Genomic DNA, 16,425 nt, shown 5'->3' with positions numbered 1-16,425 from the left:
AGGGGTCAGACCAGTCGGCGGGCCGTCGCCCAGCGGGTCAGCTCGTGCCGGTTGGACAGCTGGAGCTTGCGCAGGACCGCCGAGACATGGGACTCGACCGTCTTCACCGAGATGAACAGCTGCTTGGCGATCTCCTTGTAGGCGTAGCCCCGGGCGATGAGGCGCAGCACCTCGCGCTCGCGCTGGGTGAGGCGGTCGAGGTCTTCGTCCACGGGCGGGGCGTCGGTGGAGGCGAAGGCGTCCAGCACGAACCCGGCCAGGCGCGGCGAGAAGACGGCGTCGCCCTCCTGGACCCGGAAGATCGAGTCGATCAGGTCGGTGCCGGTGATGGTCTTGGTGACATAGCCGCGGGCGCCACCGCGGATCACGCCGATCACGTCCTCCGCCGCGTCCGACACGGACAGCGCGAGGAAGCGGACGGGCCGCTCGGCGTCGGCCATCAACGCCGCGCACCGGCGCAGCACTTCGACACCCCCGCCGCCCGGCAGATGGACGTCGAGGAGAACCACCTCGGGCCGGCTCGCGGTGATGACCGTGACCGCCTGGTCGACGTCCGCGGCCTCGCCGACCACCTCGACGCCGGTCTCGGCGGTCTGGCCGATCTCGGCCTGCACGCCGGTGCGGAACATCCTGTGGTCGTCCACCAGCACGACCTGGACGTGCCGTCCCACCTCCGCCGCTCCCGCCGTGCCGTTCGCCTCGGTCGCGTCGCTCATGACGTCTTCTCCACCCTCTCCATCTCCAGCTCGACCTCCGTGCCACCGCCCGGCACCGCCCGCAGCCGTGCCGTGCCGCCGTTGCGCTCCATGCGGCCGATGATCGATTCTCTGACGCCCATACGGTCGGCGGGTATCGAGTCCAGGTCGAAGCCCGGGCCCCGGTCGCGCACGGACACGAAGACCGCTCTCCCCTCGACCTCGGCATAGACCTGTACGGCGCCGCCCTCGCCACCGTACTTGGCGGCGTTCACCATCGCCTCGCGCGCGGCCTGCATCTGGGCCCCGATTCTCTCGTCGAGCGGGCAGTCGCCGACCACGACGACCTCGATGGGCACACCGTGCTTGTCCTCCACCTCGGCCGCGTTGCGCCGCACCGCCTCGGCGACCGTGTCCGGCTCGTCGGCCTCGTCCTTGCCGGTGCCCTCCGGCTTGTACAGCCAGGTGCGCAGGTCGCGCTCCTGGGCGCGGGCCAGGCGTCGGACCTCGTTCGCGTTGTCGGCGTTGCGCTGGATCAGGGTGAGGGTGTGCAGCACGGAGTCGTGGACGTGGGCGGCGACCTCGGCACGCTCCTGGGCGCGGATGCGCATCAGGCGCTCCTCGGACAGGTCCTGGGTCATGCGTACCAGGTACGGCCCGGCGAGGAGTGTGATGCCGACGAGGACGGCGAGGGCCGCCTGGAGGACCGCGCCGAGGTGAGCGGCGGAGCCCTGCAGGACGAAGACGGCGGAGACGCCGGCGGTGACGAGCAGGACACCGGCGGCCGCACGCAGCAGGGTGAGGGTGCGGCGCCGACGGCCGGCCTCGACCCAGCGGGCCCGCCGGGCGTTGTCCGCCTGCCGCCAGACCAGGGCGACACCGGCCGCCACGAGCACGGCGGGCACCAGATACGCCTTGGCCGCGCCGCTGAGATTGACGCTGCCCACGAAGACCATGGACACGATGACCATGAGGAGCAGCGCGGCGATCTGCCCTTTGTCAGGCTTGCGGGTCAGCAGTCTGCGCCGGCCGCCCGGTGCGGTCTCCGTGGCCACCAGCGGCGGCTTCTGGCCGCCGACACCCCCGACGCCGAGCGGGACGAAGAACCAGAAGGCCGCGTACAACAGCGCACCGAGTCCGTTGGCCATGAACAGGCCGACGAAGGCCAGCCGCACCCAGACGACGGGCAACCCGAGATGCCCGGCCAGGCCCCGCGCCACTCCGCCGAGCCAGCGTCCGTCGCTGCTGCGGTAGAGCTTGCGCGGCGGCCGCGGGTCGTCGAGTGGCAGGCTTGCGGCTTCCGGCATGCCAACGATGGTCACACGGCGGGCGGGGCGGAGCATCAGGGTCGGCCCCCGAGACGCCCCTGATCTTCGCCGGGGGCGGGTCGGGGAGGGCCGGGCAGGCGGCGGTCCGGGCTGCTCGAACGCTTCCCGGCCCCGTCTCAGGGCCGATTTCAGGGTTCACCCAGGGTCGTCCCGACTGCCGTCGCACCGGGTGGGCCGTCACCATGGACGCATGACGGATCACGAGCACGCCGCGACGGGTCCGGGACCCGGCCCCGGCCCGCGCCCGGACCCGGGCACCGGGCCGACGGATGCCGCGCCCGCCGCGACGGAAGGGGCGGGAGCGGCCGACGCCGACACCGGTTCCGGCGCCGACCCCAGGACCGACGACCACGGCCAGGAACAGGGCCGGGACCAGCTGCGCCAGGACGCCGCCGGCACCGCCCGGTTCCGGCGCGACCGCGGGCACAAGATGATCGCGGGCGTGTGCGCGGGACTCGGCCGGCACACCGACATGGACCCGGTGATCTTCCGCATCACCCTGGCCGTGCTGTCGGCGACCGGCGGCATCGGCCTCATCTTCTACGGCTTCGCCTGGCTGCTGGTGCCGTACGAGGACAGGGAGCAGAACGAGGTCCGCAGGCTGCTCACGGGCCGGGTCGACGGCCAGGCGCTGGCCGCCGTGCTGTTCGCCCTGGTCGGCTGCGGGGTCTTCCTGACCATGCTGAGGAACGGCTCGGTGCTGGCCTTCGCCGTGGTGCTCTCCCTGCTGCTGGCGGGCGCCGGGTACTGGTCGCGGCGCCGTGGCGCCCCCGATCCCGATCCGCTCTCCGCGCAGGCCGCCGCCGACGCCCCGCCGGAGGCCCAGGCCCCGCCGGTCGTCACCGCCTACCCGTCCTGGTGGCGGGACCCGATCGTCAAGGACGGCACCCATGTCGGCGGAACCGGCTATCTGTGGGGGCCCGGCGAGGCCCGTGAGAGGGATCTCCTCTCGGTCGTCGACGTCGGCATCGCCGCCCCCTGGACCCACCCCGGTTCCCCGCAGCCGTCGCGCACCGCGCCCTCGAGACCGCGCGGCCCGCGCTGGGTCGGCGGCTGGGTGTTCCTGTTCGCCCTGCTCGCCGGCGGCCTGGGCACCGGGCTGACCTGGGACACCCACCCGCTGGGCACCAGCCTGCAGACCGGCCTGGCCTGTGCGCTGGCGGTCTTCGGACTGGGCGTCATGGTCAGCGCCGTCCTCGGCCGCACGGGAGCGGGGACGGTGTTCCTGGCGCTCGTCACGGCGGCGCTGCTCGCCGGGGCGGCGGCCATGCCCCGGGACATCACCACCCACTGGCGGGACACGACCTGGAGACCGGCCGCGACGACGGAGCTGCGGCCCCGATACGAGCTCGGCACCGGGCGGGGCGTCCTGGACCTGACCCGGATACACCCGGGCAAGGGACGGACCGCCGCGACGGACGCCCATGTGGGAGCGGGACAGCTGAAGGTGATCCTGCCGGCGGACCCGACCGTGCACATGGACATCGACGTGGGCCTGGGCGACATCCGGTTGCCCGGCGCCGACAGGAAGGACGTGGACGTGCAGCCGGGCAGGCACAAGGTCGTGACGGTGGCGCCGGCCAAGGGCGCCGAGGACGCGGGCACCCTGGACCTCACGCTCGGGGCCGGCGTCGGAGAGGTGGAGGTCAGCCGTGCTGCGTCATGAGTTCCAGCCGGGGAGGCTGGTCGCCGGGCTCTTCCTGACGGCCACGGGCGTGGTCTACGCGGGAGACGCGGCCGGGGTGTGGCGGACGCCGTGGTTCGTGGTCGTGCCGCTGGTGGTCGGCGGCCTGTGCCTGGGCGGTGCCACGGGGGTACTGGCCCGGGCGATACGCAGACGGGGCGGTGCCGAGGGCGGCTAGTGCTCTGACCGGGAAGGTTCGCCGGGTTCGCGGGCCGGTGGATGCCAAGACGACTTCCGACGATGTGGATCCGCCCCATACGATCTTGAGTCCAGACCATGGATGCCGGAGGGCGACGATGGAAGAGCCGCGGATACGCCTCGGCAACGACGACGTGTGGCTGGAACTGGCTCGGACCCGTGCGGACAGCTGGCAGATCACCGCAGATTGGTCCTCATGCCTGACAGCTGACTTCACCGCGGATCTCAGCGCTGCGGAGGTGGTGGACTTCGTGGCCCGCATGCTCTCTCACCTGCGCGCGCCGTCGGGTGGACGCTTTTCGGCGGCGGTGACCCCTGGTCGGAACAATCCGCTGACGTTGAAGGCGGAGCCGGTCGGGGACGGTTTCGCCTTTTTCGTGCGCCTCACGCCCAACGGCGACGACGACGTGTGCCATGTGCAGATGGAGATCGACCCGATCGCCACGTTGGAACTGCGTGAGACGTTCAGTGCGCTGCAGGCGGCGCTGGTGGTCTGAACCGCCGGAACGTTTGGTCAGGCTGCCGTCGTGAGCAGGCGTTTGCCCCAGCGGATGCCCTTCTCGCTTCGGACGCGGGCGCGTTCCTTGCGTTCGGCGGCCAGGACGTCGCGGTGACGAGCATTGGCGTTGTGCCACCGCAGGCAGGCGTGCAGAGCGCGGGTCCGGACGGTGTGGTTGGGGTAGTCGGAGTTGGCGATGGTGAACTGCCTCAGCGGTCCGAAGTGCGCTTCAATCGAGTTTGCCCACGAGGCGTAGGTCGGGGTGAAGCACAACTCGACCTTGTGCTTCAGCACGGCACGGCCTACGACGAGTCGCTCGCCTTCGGGGCCCCTCTCGCCGAGGCCGTTGGCGACGCCGCTCGAGACGGTCAGCGGGGAGTGAGACAGGCTTCGAGAGCGGCTCGCCGTTGCGGGGGCAGGTGGTCGCCGAGAGGGGTCTTGCGCGGGCTGTGATCGCCCTCGCAGAGCCAGCTCTGCTCGTCCTCGTCGAACCACCAGTCCTCGACACCCCACATGGGGTGCCCCTGAAGCAGCTGCCTGGCCAACGCCTCGCTCGCCTCGGGCGCACCCTGAGCGATCAGAGCCTCGACCACCGCCGCCACGGCCTCCTCCGGAACCGCCGCGTCGCCGAGAACAGGCAACAGAAGGAGGAGACGGGCGTGCGGGTCGGCAACGCCTGCGGCACCCGGTGGTGCCTCCAGCAGGGCGGCGAGCTCGGGCCAGCACAGCCCGGGGCCGATGCGGTCCTGATCGTCGCTGGCCAGGACAAGATCCTGGTTCCAGTCGGGGTGCGTGAGGAAGTAGTCCGTAGTCGTGAACTCCTCGCCGCTGTTGTAGTGCACGACGATCGTGAAGCCGCCGGTCAGAGGCACCGTGAACACTGGCCACGCTGATGGGTCGTGGAGCTTGTCCAGCATGGCGTCCGCGTCACCCGCGTCCGAGCCGTACGCCTCCGGCGCGAAGCCCTCGGACAGATCCCCCAAGTGCGCCGGCCAGAAGCCCGGCTCATCCAGGAGCGCTTGCCCGTCCACAACGGGCGACGAGGAGTACCAATGCCGTGCCATCACCATGCCGGGATTCTCCCCTGCCTGGTCAGAACTGTTCGAAGAACCCGGCCCTCAAGGCCGACCGACTTGACGGCATGGCAACGTGAGGTGTCTATGCGGTCAGAGCACTAGCGGTAGCCGCCGGACCGTCGGCGGCGCCGGGTCCGCCAGGCCGCGTCCAGGGAGAGGTAGGGGGCGCCGGCGAGGATCAGCGGCAGCCAGGCCATCAGGTAGGCGAGGTCGTTGCCGTAGTAGTAGGGGGTCGTCGCCCAGCTCACCGTCAGCCACAGGCTGAGCGAGATCAGGGCGCCGCCGAGCGCGGCCAGCCGGCCGAACAGGCCGAGGAGGGTGCCGATGCCGACGGCCACTTCACCGAGGGCGATGCCGCAGCCGAAGCCGACCGGGCTCTTCAGCGCCAGGTCGATCAGCGCCGGGACGGCGGCGGAGTCGCGGGCCGCGCGCATGGTGTCGCCGATCGAGCCGGTGCCGGCGGACTTCAGGAAGGCGCTGTCGGTGAGCTTGTTGAGGCCGGCGTAGAGGAAGGTGACGCCGAGGAAGATGCGGAGGGGCAGCAGGGCGTAGTGGCTCGCGGTGTCCCGCAGGCTGCGCAAACCACCCAGCCGGTCCATGTCCGTGTCCGTCCGGATGCTGTGGGTCATCGTTTACAGCCGCCTCTCGCCCGCGGTACCGCCCTCACTTCGACGATACGTATGACGCGCGGGGCCCGTTCAATCCTGTCCCGCGGATTTTTCCGGATTTCGGTCCTGCGCACGCACGGCGGAAGGGTGTGCGCGACGGGAGGGGGACGCGCAGTGGGAGCTTGTCGGAGCCGGTCGCGCCGTTCACTCGGTCACCTGGACGATGCACCGGTTGGTCGCCACCCCGGCCGCGGTGATCACCTGGATCTCCACCGTGCCGGGTTCGACATCGGCGGGGACGGGCACGGTCAGGACGGTGTCGGTGGGGTTGCGGAAGCCGCCCGTGACGGGGACCAGCGGGACATGGACGTCGACCGCGCCGATACGGACGACCGTCCGGCAGAGCCGGTCGGCGCCCTGGGCGCCGGGCGGGACGAAGCCCGTGCCGCGGATCTCGATGTCGTCGCCGGTGCGGATCGGACCGTCCAGGTCGCCGGGTTCGCGGGCGCGGACCACCGAGAGGATCACCGGGCGGCCGCCCTCGGCGTACTTGCCGGCCAGGTAGGTCGCGGCCGAGACCAGCACGATCACCCCCAGCCCCCAGGGAAGGTCGGGCAGCTGGTCGGGGCGGCGGGCGAGCCGTACGGCGGTGAACAGCAGGGCGACGGCGCTGACGGCGACGTACTGGATGTCGGTGAAGGACCCCCGGCCGGAGTCGTCGGTGAGCAGGTCGGCGGCGCTCGGCCGGTGCGCCGGCACCTTCTGCAGCCGCTGGGCGAGGACACGCAGCGTCACCACCCGGCGGACCAGGACGGCGATCCCGCACACCACGGCGAGGACGCTCACCGTGCCGGCGCCGCGCGCCAGATCGAGGCCCGAGATCAGCGCGTCGCGTTCGGTGTGGTCGGAGGCGGCGGCCAGGCGGGCCGCCAGCAGCAGGACGGCGTAGCCGACGAACAGCACCCAGGAGGCGGCCACCGTCCGGGAGGTGGACATCCGGTTGTCCTCGCCGATCACCGGGGCGAGCATCCCGCCGCGCGCCCGGTGGAGCCGGCAGGCGGCGGTCAGTGCGCCGGCCACGACGAGCGCGGCCAGCAGGGCCGCGCTGCGGGCGCCGGTCCAGCCCGCGCCGATCGCGGTGAGCGCCTCGCCGAGCAGCAGGGCGACGACCGCGCCCCACACCACGCACACCGTCCGCACCCACAGCCCGGCGAGCCATGCCTCGCCCTCGGCGCGACCGCGTTCGGCAACGGCCTCCGCCCGCTGGGTCAGCTCCTCCGAAACCCACTGGCGGGACGCCGACGCCGAGTGCGCCACGGCCGCCGGCAGGCCCTGCCCGGCCGCGAACTCGTCCCGACGGCGCAGGAACGCGGCGACGGCCCGCCGGTGTCCCTCCCGGGCGCCGTGCGGACAGTCCCCGCAGGTGCAGCCGCCCTCATGAAGCCGCCCGGCACCCGCACCCGTGCCTCCTCTCGCCTCCTGCACCGCCATGCCCGACGCCCGCCTTCCCCACGACCTTCCGACACGGCCGACGGCCCCTCGGTGGGCCGTCCCGTCGCCGTGCAACTCCCCTGCGTCGCCAGCGAATTGTTCCCTACGGCGGGCCGTGCGGGGCCGTCGGGCCGGGTCACGGCGGGTGAAGTACGGGCTGCCGTGTTGACCCGGCTGCGAGAATTCCCGCATGGCCGAGATCATCCAGCGGGACGGGACCTGGGCCTTCGACGGCAGCACGATCCGGATCACCCCCGGACTGCACCGCTCCGTGCCGCTGTTCCGGCAGACGTACGGGGAGATCGCCGTGCCCCTGGAGGCGGTGTCGGGGGTGGTCTACGAGCCGGAGCGCAAGGGGGGCAGGCTGCGGATGCGGCTGCGCGAGGGCGCCGACCCGCTGCTGCAGGCCACCGGCGGCCGGCTCCCGGACCCGGCCGACCCCTACCGGCTGTCGGTGGACGCGAACCGCGGCGGGGTCGCCGAGTACGTCGCGGAGGAGATCCGGCACGCGCTGCTCCTCGACCAGGTGCCCAAGGAGCCCGCGACCGCCTATCTGCTGCCGGGCCCGCCGGTGCCGGTGTCGGTGCGGTCCTCCGACGGCACGGTGTCCTTCGACGGCGGCCAGGTCCGCATCGACTGGGCCGACACCTCGGACCGGGTCAAGCGCGCGACGGGCCCCAGGATCATCGCGGTCGGCGATCTGGTGCAGGTGGAGTGGCTGCCGAACTCGGGGCACGAGGACGGCTTCCTGCGGTTCGTGACCCCGGAGACGGTGTTCTCCAAGCTGCCGCCCGAGCGCGACCCCTACACCCTGGACCTGTGGGGCAGCGTGCGGCGCGATCTGCTGACCGCGCTGGTCGCGGCGGCCGTCACGGCCCGGCTGCCGCACCCCTCCACCCGGGTGGGCGGCGGGTACGACGGCCTGGACGGGCAGCGTCCTGCCGTACCGGCGCAGGGCGACCGGCACGACGTACTGCTCCGCCGGCTGCGGGAGTTGGGGGCGCTGCACCGGGACGGGGTGCTCACGGACGAGGAGTTCGCGAGGACGAAGGCAGCGGTGCTGCGGGGCTTCAGCTGAGGAGGTCCGGTTCGCTGCGGCTGATGTCCTGCCACAGGGGCTGGTAGTTGATCCAGGCCACCAGGTCGCCGCCGAGCTGTTCGCGCGTGGCGACGGCCAGTTTGTGGTCGATGAGCACCGGGCGTCCGGCGGCGCGGGCCAGCAGCTGCACCTGGCAGGACCGTTCCATGGACAAGAACCACCAGGCAGCGGCGTCCACCGAGTCCCCGACGGTGAGCAGGCCGTGGTTGCGCAGCACGAGCGCCTTGCGCGAGCCCAGGGCGCCGGCGATGCGGCGGCCTTCCTCGGCGTCCACGGTGACGCCGCTGTAGGCGTCGTAGAGCGCCACGTCCTCGTAGAAGGCGCAGCTCTCCTGGGTGATCGGTTCGACCAGCTCGCCGAGCGCGGCGAGGGCGCGGCCGTGCACGGAGTGGCAGTGGGCGACGGCGACGACGTCCGGGCGGGCGGCGTGCACCTGGGCGTGGACGGTGAAGGCGGCCTGGTTGACGTGGTAGCGGCCCTCGATGACCTGCCCGTCCTGGTTGGCGAGGACCAGGTCGCCGACGGTGACGTGCTTGAACGGCATCCCGAACGGGTTGACCCAGAAACAGTCGGAGAACTCCGGATCGCGGGCCGTGATGTGCCCCGACACCCCGTCCTCGAGGCCGGTCCGCCCGAAGATCCGCAGGGCGCCGGCGAGGCGCTCCTTGCGGTGCCGGCGTTCGTCCTCCAGGGATTCGTGCATCGGGGGCATGGCGAACTGCAGCTGGTCGGTGGGCAGCGGCAGGGGCGGGGTCGGCCCGTGCATAGATCCTCCAGCACTGGGATTGCGGTACGGGCCGGAAGTTACCGCCGGCCGGCGCAAAAGGGCAGAGCTGTTTTGTAAAGATGACGTACGCAGCGAATACCTGACAGAAGATGTCGGGGTTGTCCGCGAGGCTGGTGCGTATGAACTGGGCAGCCTTCACCACCACCGCACCCGGACTGGCAGCGGTCGCCGAGGAACGCTTCGGTGCGTACCGGCACCACGTGCTCGCGACCCTGCGCAAGGACGGCTCTCCGCGCACCTCCGGCCTGGAGGTCCGCTTCCTGGGCGGAGAGCTGTGGCTCGGGATGATGCCGGGCTCCCTCAAGGCGCTCGACCTGCTCCGCGACCCGCGCTTCGCGCTCCAGACCAACCCCGGTGCCGACGACATGAGCGACGGCGGGGACGTCCGGGTGGGCGGGCGGGCGTTCGAGGTCGTCGATGCGGACGTGAAGGGGGCGTACGTGAAAGAGGTGGAACCGCCGCAGCCGTTCCACCTCTTCCGTACCGAGCTGACCGAGGTCGTACGGACCTGTGTCGAGGACGAGAAGTACCTCGTCGTCCAGGTCTGGAAGCCCGGTGAGCCCCTGCACACGCTCAAGCGCACCTAGGGCTCCTGGGGACTACTCCCACTCGATGGTGCCCGGGGGCTTCGAGGTCACGTCGAGGACGACGCGGTTGACGTCCCGGACCTCGTTGGTGATCCGGGTCGAGATGCGGGCGAGGACGTCGTACGGCAGTCGCGACCAGTCGGCCGTCATGGCGTCCTCGGAGGAGACCGGGCGCAGCACGATCGGGTGACCGTAGGTGCGGCCGTCGCCCTGGACGCCGACCGAGCGGACGTCGGCGAGCAGGACCACCGGACACTGCCAGATGTCCCGGTCCAGGCCGGCCGCGGTCAGCTCCTCGCGGGCGATGGCGTCGGCGTCGCGGAGCAGGTCCAGACGCTCCTTGGTCACCTCACCGACGATGCGGATGCCGAGCCCCGGGCCCGGGAACGGCTGGCGCTGGACGATCTCCTCCGGCAGGCCCAGCTCCTGGCCGACCATGCGGACCTCGTCCTTGAACAGCTTGCGCAGCGGCTCGATCAGCTGGAACTCGAGGTCCTCGGGCAGGCCGCCGACGTTGTGGTGCGACTTGATGTTCGCGGTGCCGGTGCCGCCGCCGGACTCCACCACGTCCGGGTACAGGGTGCCCTGGACCAGGAACTCCACGGCCGGGCCCTCGTCGGCGATGATGTCCGCCTGCGCCTGCTCGAAGACGCGGATGAACTCACGGCCGATGATCTTGCGCTTCTCCTCGGGGTCGGAGACGCCCTTGAGGGCGGTCAGGAAGCGCTCCTCGGCATCGACGACGACCAGCTTCACGCCGGTCGCGGCCACGAAGTCCTTCTCGACCTGCTCGGTCTCGCCCTTGCGCATCAGGCCGTGGTCGACGTACACGCAGGTCAGCTGGTCGCCGATGGCCCGCGCGACGAGGGCGGCGGCGACGGCGGAGTCGACACCGCCGGACAGACCGCAGATCGCGCGCTTGTCGCCGACCTGCTCGCGGATCGCGGCGACCTGCTCCTCGATGACGTTGCCCGTGGTCCAGTCCGGCTTGAGGCCCGCGCCGCGGTACAGGAAGTGCTCCAGCACCTGCTGGCCGTGCGTGGAGTGCATGACCTCGGGGTGGTACTGGACGCCGTAGAGCTTCTTCTCGTCGTTCTCGAAGGCGGCGACGGGGACGACGTCCGTGGACGCGGTGACCGCGAAGCCCTCGGGGGCGGCGGAGCAGGCGTCGCCGTGCGACATCCACACGTGCTGCTCGTCCGGGGTGCCCTCGAACAGGGTGGAGGAGTTCTTCGAGACGTGCAGGTCGGTACGGCCGTACTCACGGGCACCGGTGTTGTCGACGGTGCCGCCGAGGGCCTGGGCCATCAGCTGGAAGCCGTAGCACATGCCGAAGACGGGGACGCCGGCCTCGAAGAGCGCACGGTCGAGGGTGGGCGCACCCGGCTCGTACACCGAGGAGGGGCCGCCGGAGAGGATGATCGCCGCCGGGTTCTTGGCGAGCATCTCCTGGACCGGCGTGGTGCTCGGCACGATCTCGCTGTAGACCCGCGCCTCGCGGACGCGACGGGCGATGAGCTGGGCGTACTGCGCACCGAAATCGACTACCAGGACGGTGTCGGGGGTGGCGTCAGTGGGAGTCGCTGATGACACGGGGTGCCTTCTGGTGGTCGGGCGGGGGTCTGTGCTACCGAGTCTAACGGTGTGGGCGGGAAGGCTTCCCCTGGACTTCGCCATGGCATACTGGGCCCATGCTTCAGCACTCGACCTTCGTCTTTACCTATGGCACCCGGCCCGCCGGCTGCCATGGTCGTGCTGCTTGAGCGAACCGCCAAGCGACTTCCCAGGCGCCCCGGGCCGACAAGGCCCGGGGCGTCTGGCGTTCTCCGGGTTCTGTCGTTCCGGGGCTCCACACCCTTCCGATCGAGGAGCCCCGACATGAGCAGCACCGTCACCCCGGAAGCCATGACCGCCACGGTCACTCCGCAGGACGTGACCCGCGCGGTCACTCCGGAGACGACCATCGCGAACGCCCGCGAGCGCATCGACTCGCTCGACGACCGGATCATCGGTCTCGTGCAGGAACGGATGGCCGTCTCCGCCGTCGTCCAGGAGACCCGGATCGCCTCCGGCGGCCGGCGGGTGAACCTCTCCCGTGAGATGGAGATCCTCGGCCGCTACCGCGAGGCCCTCGGCAAGCCCGGCACCGCCCTCGCCATGACCCTGCTGGAACTGAGCCGGGGTCGCATCTGAGTTCGAGCGCCGTCTCACCCGTACGGCGCGTGACCGGCCCGCGCAGCCCTTCGTTGAGCGGGGTGTCCGTGCCAGCCAGGGGCGGGCCCGACAGAACCACGCGTGGCTCGCTGGGGCGATGAGGCGTACGGGTCGTGCCGTGCGCCGTGGGACCTCGCTCCAGGGAAGTGACCGGACGGCAGGGGACAGCAGCCCGGTCACCCAAGAGAACGATCGGCTCCGGGGACGCCCGGAGCCGATCGGCGGAAAACTGCACATATACCACCGGTGCCGGGTCGCACGGTTGCGGATGTCACCCATCCAGCACAATGCGCCGAATCCCCGAGTCCCCGCGCAGACCCCGGCACTGCTGCCTCCCCGGAACCAGCGGCGCACCCCCCCGGCGCCGCTCCTGGCACCGACGCCGCTCTGACGTCGGTGCTGACCCGAGAAGGGCCCCGCGGTTTCTCCGTCCCGCGGGGCCCTTTCGTCATCCCGATGTGACGCACCCCACACCACAAACCGGTGCGGCCGGAGCAACCCTTCCGCGTTCTCGCTGATCAAACCTGCCGAGTCCGAAAAGACGCCAAGAGGGACCTGCCTTCGGAGGGGGATGCAGGTCCCTCTGTGCGGTTGCGGGCTCTACTGCTTCTTCGCCGGCACCGCCGGCATCCCCAGGAACGGCAGCCGCAGCGCCCCGAACGCCTCCGCCGGCACCGCCGGGGACTGCGGCTCCACCGGCTTCAACCGCTCGTACGCCGCTCCCTGGGCCGGACGCGGGTCCTCCTCGCCCTTGTTCGGCCAGAAGGACATCGCCCGCTCGGCCTGCGCGGTGATCGTCAGCGACGGGTTCACGCCCAGGTTCGCCGAGACCGCCGCACCGTCCACGACCGAGATGCCCGGGTGGCCGTAGAGGCGGTGGTAGGGGTCGATCACGCCCGTCTCCGCGGAGTCGCCGATGGGGCAGCCGCCGAGGAAGTGCGCGGTCAGCGGGGTGCCCATCAGCTCGCCGACGTTGCTGCCCGCGAACCCGTTGATCTCGGCGGCGAGCGCGGAGGCGGCCTCCGTGGCGGCCTTGATCTGCTTGGGGTTCGGGGAGCCGTGGCCCTGTCGCGCGGTGAGCAGGCCCTTGCCGACGCCGCCCGGCTTCAGGTACGTGGTCAGCGAGTTGTCCAGCGACTGCATGACCAGGCCGATGATGGTCCGCTCCGACCAGCGCCGGTTGGACAGCGAGCGGGCGACCAGCATCGGGTGCCGGGCCGCGTTCGCCAGCCAGGCCAGGACCCGCGAGGAGCCCTCGCTGTAGGGCACCTGGAGGATCGACAGACCGCCCATCGCGTTGGAGCCCTTGCCGTAGCGGACGGGCTCGATGTGCGTGTTCTCGTCCGGGTGGATGGAGGAGGTGATCGCGACGCCGCGGGTGAAGTCGGCCTTCGGCTCGCCGGTCGCCTTGCGGTAGCGCCGGCTGTCGGTCTGCGCGCCGACCAGCGCCTCGGAGTTGGTGCGGGTCAGCTCGCCCAGCCGGTTCGACAGGTACGGCAGCTGGCCGCCCGACCGCATGCGGTGCAGCAGGGTCTGGGTGCCGTAGGTGCCCGCCGCGAGGACGACCCTGCGCGCGGTGAAGATCCGGCCCTCGCCCTTCTTCTTCCGGTCGGTCGGCAGGGTGGCCACGGCGTATCCGCCCCGCGAGTCGTCGGTGACCGACACGACCGTCGTCATGGGGTGGACCACCGCGCCCGCCTTCTCGGCGAGGTGCAGGTAGTTCTCGTTGAGGGTGTTCTTCGCGCCGTGCCGGCAGCCCGTCATGCACTCGCCGCACTCGGTGCAGGCGTTGCGGGACGGCCCGGCCCCGCCGAAGTACGGGTCCGCGATCCGCTCCCCCGGCTTCGCCTTCGCCGACCCGTCGGCGTCCTTGCCGTCGCCGAAGAAGACGCCGACCGGGGCGAGGTGGAAGGTGTCGCCGACGCCCATCCGTTCGGCCGCCGCCTTCAGATGCACGTCGGAGGGGGTCATGGTGGGGTTGAGCCGGACGCCGAGCATGCGCTGGGCCTGGTCGTAGTACGGCGTCAACTCCTCCTGCCAGTCGGTGATGTGCCGCCACTGCGGGTCCTCGAAGAAGGGCTTCGGGGGGACGTAGAGGGTGTTGGCGTAGTTGAGCGAGCCGCCGCCGACGCCCGCGCCCGCCAGCACCATCACGTTGCCCAGCAGGTGGATGCGCTGGATGCCGAACAGGCCGAGCCTGGGGGCCCAGAGGTAGTTCTTCAGGTCCCACGAGTTCTTCGGGAGGGTGTCGCGGGTGAAGCGGCGTCCGGCTTCGAGGACGCCGACCTTGTATCCCTTTTCCGTCAGACGCAGGGCGGATACCGAGCCGCCGAAGCCGGAGCCGACGATCAGGACGTCATAGTCGTAGGCATCTTGCGGCACGTGTACTCCTCATTGAGTTTCGGCTGCGGGCCGTCTGTGGCCGGGCGCGCTTCCCCGCGCCCCTGGGTTGGCTACCTGAACCGGAACGCCTTCATGACCCGGAGGCTCGTGCTCATGAACTGGGCGTACTTCTCGTCCGTCATGCCCAGCGACGGCGCCATCGGCAGCAGGCGCTGCTGGGCCACCGTCTGGGCCTCCGTGTACTTGAGGATGCCTTCGGAGCCGTGCCGGCGGCCGAGGCCGGAGTCCTTCATGCCGCCCATCGGGGACTGGACGCTGCCGTAGGCGGGGGCGTAGCCCTCGTTGACGTTGACCGTGCCGGTGCGCAGGCGGCCGGCGACGTCCAGGCCGCGGCGGGCGCTCCTGGTCCACACGGACGCGTTCAGGCCGTACGGCGTGGCGTTGGCACGCTCGACGGCCTCCTCGTCGCTCTTGAAGCGGTAGACCGAGACGACCGGGCCGAAGGTCTCCTCCTCGCACACCGCCATGGAGTCCTCGACGCCGTCGAGGATGGTGGGCTCGAAGAAGTAGGGGCCGATGTCGGGGCGGGCCACCCCGCCCGCGACCACCTTCGCGCCCTTGGTGACGGCCTCCTGGACGTGCCGTTCGACGGTCTTCAGCTGCCGCTCCCCGACCAGCGAGCCCATGTCGGCGCCGTAGGCGAGGGAGTTACCGAGCCGCATGGCCCGGGTGCGGGCGGCGAAGCGCTCCAGGAAGGCGTCGGCGACGGACTCGTGGACGTAGAGCCGCTCGATGGAGATGCAGAGCTGACCGGCGGAGGAGAAGCAGGCCCGTACGGCGCCGGCGGCGGCCTTCTCGATGTCGGCGTCCTCCAGGACCAGCATGGCGTTCTTGCCGCCGAGTTCGAGGGAGACGCCGACCAGGCGGGCGGCGGCGCCCTGGGCCACCTCGCGGCCGGTGCGGGTGGAGCCGGTGAAGGAAACGTAGTCGGCGTGCTTGACCAGCTCCGGGCCGACGACGGGGCCCTCGCCGAGGACGATCTGGAAGACGCCCTCGGGCAGGCCTGCCTCGATGAGCAGGTCGCGTGCCCAGAGCGCGGTGAGGCAGGTCTCGGTGTCCGGCTTCATCACCACCGCGTTGCCCGCGACGAAGGCCGGCAGGGCGTCGCCGACGGACAGCTCCAGGGGGTAGTTCCAGGGGGCGATCTGGCCCACGACCCCGCGCGGCTGCCGGAGTTCGGTGACCTTGGTCAGGGTCGGCATGGCGCCCGCGTGCCGCTTCGGCTTCAGGTAGGCGGCGGCGCGGCGGCCGTAGTGACGGGCCGCGACGGCGACGGCCTGCACCTCCTCGTGCGCGTGCAGCCGGGCCTTGCCGGTCTCCAGCTGGATGAGGTCGAGGACCTCGGCCTGCCGCTGGAGCACCAGGTCGTGGAAGCGGAGGAGGACGGCGGCCCGCTGCCGTACGGGGGTCTTCGCCCAGACGGCCTGCGCGGTCCGGGCCGCCTCGAACGCCTCGAGCACGTCGTCGGGGGTGGACTCGGGCAGGTCGGCCAGCTTCTCGCCGGTGAACGGGGTGTGGTTGGCGGTACGACCGGAGCCGACGACGCCCTTGGTGAGCTGGGCCACCAGTTCCGGGGTCACCACGTCGGCGGCGGTGCGGGCGCCTTCGGGGGCGGGCGCGAGGGGGTTGGTACCGGCGATGTCCGAGGCCTGCGTGTCCGTCATGACGCGCAGGGTATGCCGCGCCGGAGGCTTTGGGTACCCGTCGGTAACGGGGATTCACCGACTGCTCACACACTGCCAGTGATCACTGGCAG

The 16,425-nt window shown here is 71.5% G+C and carries 15 protein-coding genes and 1 pseudogene; 6 read left to right on the top strand and 10 right to left on the bottom strand.

Annotated elements, in window-relative coordinates; all coding sequences use genetic code 11:
• Positions 1 to 5: 5 nt before the first annotated feature.
• Positions 6 to 716 carry a LuxR C-terminal-related transcriptional regulator gene (locus ACIHEJ_RS25770; protein WP_400138996.1) on the bottom strand — a complete coding sequence of 237 codons (711 nt, stop codon included), beginning with the start codon at positions 714 to 716 and terminating at the stop codon, positions 6 to 8.
• Positions 713 to 2,002: a PspC domain-containing protein gene (locus tag ACIHEJ_RS25765; protein ID WP_400138995.1), complete on the bottom strand. Its 1,290-nt coding sequence runs from the start codon at positions 2,000 to 2,002 to the stop codon at positions 713 to 715. The genes ACIHEJ_RS25770 and ACIHEJ_RS25765 overlap by 4 nt, the downstream gene beginning before the upstream one ends.
• A gap of 211 nt (positions 2,003 to 2,213) precedes the next feature.
• Here ACIHEJ_RS25765 and ACIHEJ_RS25760 point away from each other — a divergent pair, with 211 nt between their 5' ends.
• The 3 genes from ACIHEJ_RS25760 to ACIHEJ_RS25750 all read left to right on the top strand — a co-directional run bounded on the left by ACIHEJ_RS25760 (position 2,214) and on the right by ACIHEJ_RS25750 (position 4,402).
• A complete protein-coding gene (locus tag ACIHEJ_RS25760; RefSeq protein ID WP_400138994.1) occupies positions 2,214 to 3,689 on the top strand; it encodes a PspC domain-containing protein in 1,476 nt (491 codons plus the stop codon).
• Positions 3,676 to 3,885, top strand: a complete 210-nt coding sequence (locus ACIHEJ_RS25755) for a hypothetical protein (protein WP_400138993.1) — start codon at positions 3,676 to 3,678, stop codon at positions 3,883 to 3,885. The genes ACIHEJ_RS25760 and ACIHEJ_RS25755 overlap by 14 nt, the downstream gene beginning before the upstream one ends.
• Positions 3,886 to 4,003: 118 nt before the next feature.
• A complete protein-coding gene (locus tag ACIHEJ_RS25750; RefSeq protein ID WP_400138992.1) occupies positions 4,004 to 4,402 on the top strand; it encodes a hypothetical protein in 399 nt (132 codons plus the stop codon).
• A 17-nt stretch (positions 4,403 to 4,419) separates the two neighbouring features.
• On the opposite strand, the pseudogene ACIHEJ_RS25745 reads toward ACIHEJ_RS25750, so the two are convergent.
• The 4 genes and pseudogenes from ACIHEJ_RS25745 to ACIHEJ_RS25730 all read right to left on the bottom strand — a co-directional run.
• Positions 4,420 to 4,695, bottom strand: a pseudogene (locus ACIHEJ_RS25745) (IS630 family transposase); the annotation flags it as partial.
• Positions 4,696 to 4,772: 77 nt separating this feature from the next.
• Positions 4,773 to 5,474 (bottom strand): hypothetical protein, encoded by a 702-nt coding sequence (locus tag ACIHEJ_RS25740; protein WP_400138991.1) that lies wholly within the window; start codon positions 5,472 to 5,474, stop codon positions 4,773 to 4,775.
• A gap of 104 nt (positions 5,475 to 5,578) precedes the next feature.
• Positions 5,579 to 6,109 carry a DoxX family protein gene (locus tag ACIHEJ_RS25735; RefSeq protein ID WP_400138990.1) on the bottom strand — a complete coding sequence of 177 codons (531 nt, stop codon included), beginning with the start codon at positions 6,107 to 6,109 and terminating at the stop codon, positions 5,579 to 5,581.
• A 183-nt stretch (positions 6,110 to 6,292) separates the two neighbouring features.
• The gene (locus ACIHEJ_RS25730) at positions 6,293 to 7,579 is read right to left on the bottom strand and encodes a hypothetical protein (protein WP_400138989.1); all 1,287 of its coding nucleotides are present in this window, start codon (positions 7,577 to 7,579) and stop codon (positions 6,293 to 6,295) included.
• Between the two features lie 190 nt (positions 7,580 to 7,769).
• Here ACIHEJ_RS25730 and ACIHEJ_RS25725 point away from each other — a divergent pair, with 190 nt between their 5' ends.
• Entirely contained in the window at positions 7,770 to 8,657 is an 888-nt protein-coding gene (locus tag ACIHEJ_RS25725) for a DUF4429 domain-containing protein (RefSeq protein WP_400138988.1), read from the top strand.
• Here ACIHEJ_RS25725 and ACIHEJ_RS25720 read toward each other — a convergent pair.
• Entirely contained in the window at positions 8,650 to 9,444 is a 795-nt protein-coding gene (locus ACIHEJ_RS25720; RefSeq protein WP_400138987.1) for a class II aldolase/adducin family protein, read from the bottom strand. The two genes, ACIHEJ_RS25725 and ACIHEJ_RS25720, sit on opposite strands and share 8 nt — an antisense overlap.
• Positions 9,445 to 9,584: 140 nt before the next feature.
• On the opposite strand from ACIHEJ_RS25720, the gene ACIHEJ_RS25715 reads away from it, so the two are divergent.
• On the top strand, positions 9,585 to 10,052 hold the full coding sequence (locus ACIHEJ_RS25715) for a pyridoxamine 5'-phosphate oxidase family protein (RefSeq protein WP_400138986.1): 468 nt from the start codon (positions 9,585 to 9,587) through the stop codon (positions 10,050 to 10,052).
• 12 nt (positions 10,053 to 10,064) lie between these two features.
• On the opposite strand, the gene guaA is transcribed toward ACIHEJ_RS25715, so the two are convergent.
• Positions 10,065 to 11,645, bottom strand: coding sequence for a glutamine-hydrolyzing GMP synthase (gene guaA, locus ACIHEJ_RS25710; protein WP_400138985.1), 1,581 nt, complete (start codon positions 11,643 to 11,645; stop codon positions 10,065 to 10,067).
• Positions 11,646 to 11,930: 285 nt separating this feature from the next.
• Between guaA and ACIHEJ_RS25705 the strand changes: the two genes are divergently transcribed.
• A complete protein-coding gene (locus ACIHEJ_RS25705; RefSeq protein ID WP_400138984.1) occupies positions 11,931 to 12,245 on the top strand; it encodes a chorismate mutase in 315 nt (104 codons plus the stop codon).
• 621 nt (positions 12,246 to 12,866) lie between these two features.
• On the opposite strand, the gene ACIHEJ_RS25700 is transcribed toward ACIHEJ_RS25705, so the two are convergent.
• Positions 12,867 to 14,648, bottom strand: a complete 1,782-nt coding sequence (locus ACIHEJ_RS25700) for a GMC family oxidoreductase N-terminal domain-containing protein (protein WP_400138983.1) — start codon at positions 14,646 to 14,648, stop codon at positions 12,867 to 12,869.
• Between the two features lie 71 nt (positions 14,649 to 14,719).
• Complete coding sequence (locus ACIHEJ_RS25695) at positions 14,720 to 16,333, bottom strand: succinic semialdehyde dehydrogenase (RefSeq protein ID WP_400138982.1); 1,614 nt, start codon at positions 16,331 to 16,333, stop codon at positions 14,720 to 14,722.
• Positions 16,334 to 16,425 lie beyond the last annotated feature (92 nt).

Origin of the sequence: Streptomyces sp. NPDC052301 (genome assembly GCF_044593395.1) — a bacterium.
In the GTDB taxonomy this organism is placed as follows: domain Bacteria; phylum Actinomycetota; class Actinomycetes; order Streptomycetales; family Streptomycetaceae; genus Streptomyces.
This window is presented reverse-complemented; position numbering and strand designations above follow the sequence as displayed.

Coding starts and splice junctions, on each gene's coding strand:
- ACIHEJ_RS25770 (WP_400138996.1), bottom strand. CDS start 716: ATGAGCGACGCGACCGAGGCGAACGGCACGGCGGGAGCGGCGGAGGTG.
- ACIHEJ_RS25765 (WP_400138995.1), bottom strand. CDS start 2,002: ATGCCGGAAGCCGCAAGCCTGCCACTCGACGACCCGCGGCCGCCGCGC.
- ACIHEJ_RS25760 (WP_400138994.1), top strand. CDS start 2,214: ATGACGGATCACGAGCACGCCGCGACGGGTCCGGGACCCGGCCCCGGC.
- ACIHEJ_RS25750 (WP_400138992.1), top strand. CDS start 4,004: ATGGAAGAGCCGCGGATACGCCTCGGCAACGACGACGTGTGGCTGGAA.
- ACIHEJ_RS25740 (WP_400138991.1), bottom strand. CDS start 5,474: ATGGTGATGGCACGGCATTGGTACTCCTCGTCGCCCGTTGTGGACGGG.
- ACIHEJ_RS25735 (WP_400138990.1), bottom strand. CDS start 6,109: ATGACCCACAGCATCCGGACGGACACGGACATGGACCGGCTGGGTGGT.
- ACIHEJ_RS25730 (WP_400138989.1), bottom strand. CDS start 7,579: ATGGCGGTGCAGGAGGCGAGAGGAGGCACGGGTGCGGGTGCCGGGCGG.
- ACIHEJ_RS25725 (WP_400138988.1), top strand. CDS start 7,770: ATGGCCGAGATCATCCAGCGGGACGGGACCTGGGCCTTCGACGGCAGC.
- ACIHEJ_RS25720 (WP_400138987.1), bottom strand. CDS start 9,444: ATGCACGGGCCGACCCCGCCCCTGCCGCTGCCCACCGACCAGCTGCAG.
- ACIHEJ_RS25715 (WP_400138986.1), top strand. CDS start 9,585: ATGAACTGGGCAGCCTTCACCACCACCGCACCCGGACTGGCAGCGGTC.
- ACIHEJ_RS25705 (WP_400138984.1), top strand. CDS start 11,931: ATGAGCAGCACCGTCACCCCGGAAGCCATGACCGCCACGGTCACTCCG.
- ACIHEJ_RS25695 (WP_400138982.1), bottom strand. CDS start 16,333: ATGACGGACACGCAGGCCTCGGACATCGCCGGTACCAACCCCCTCGCG.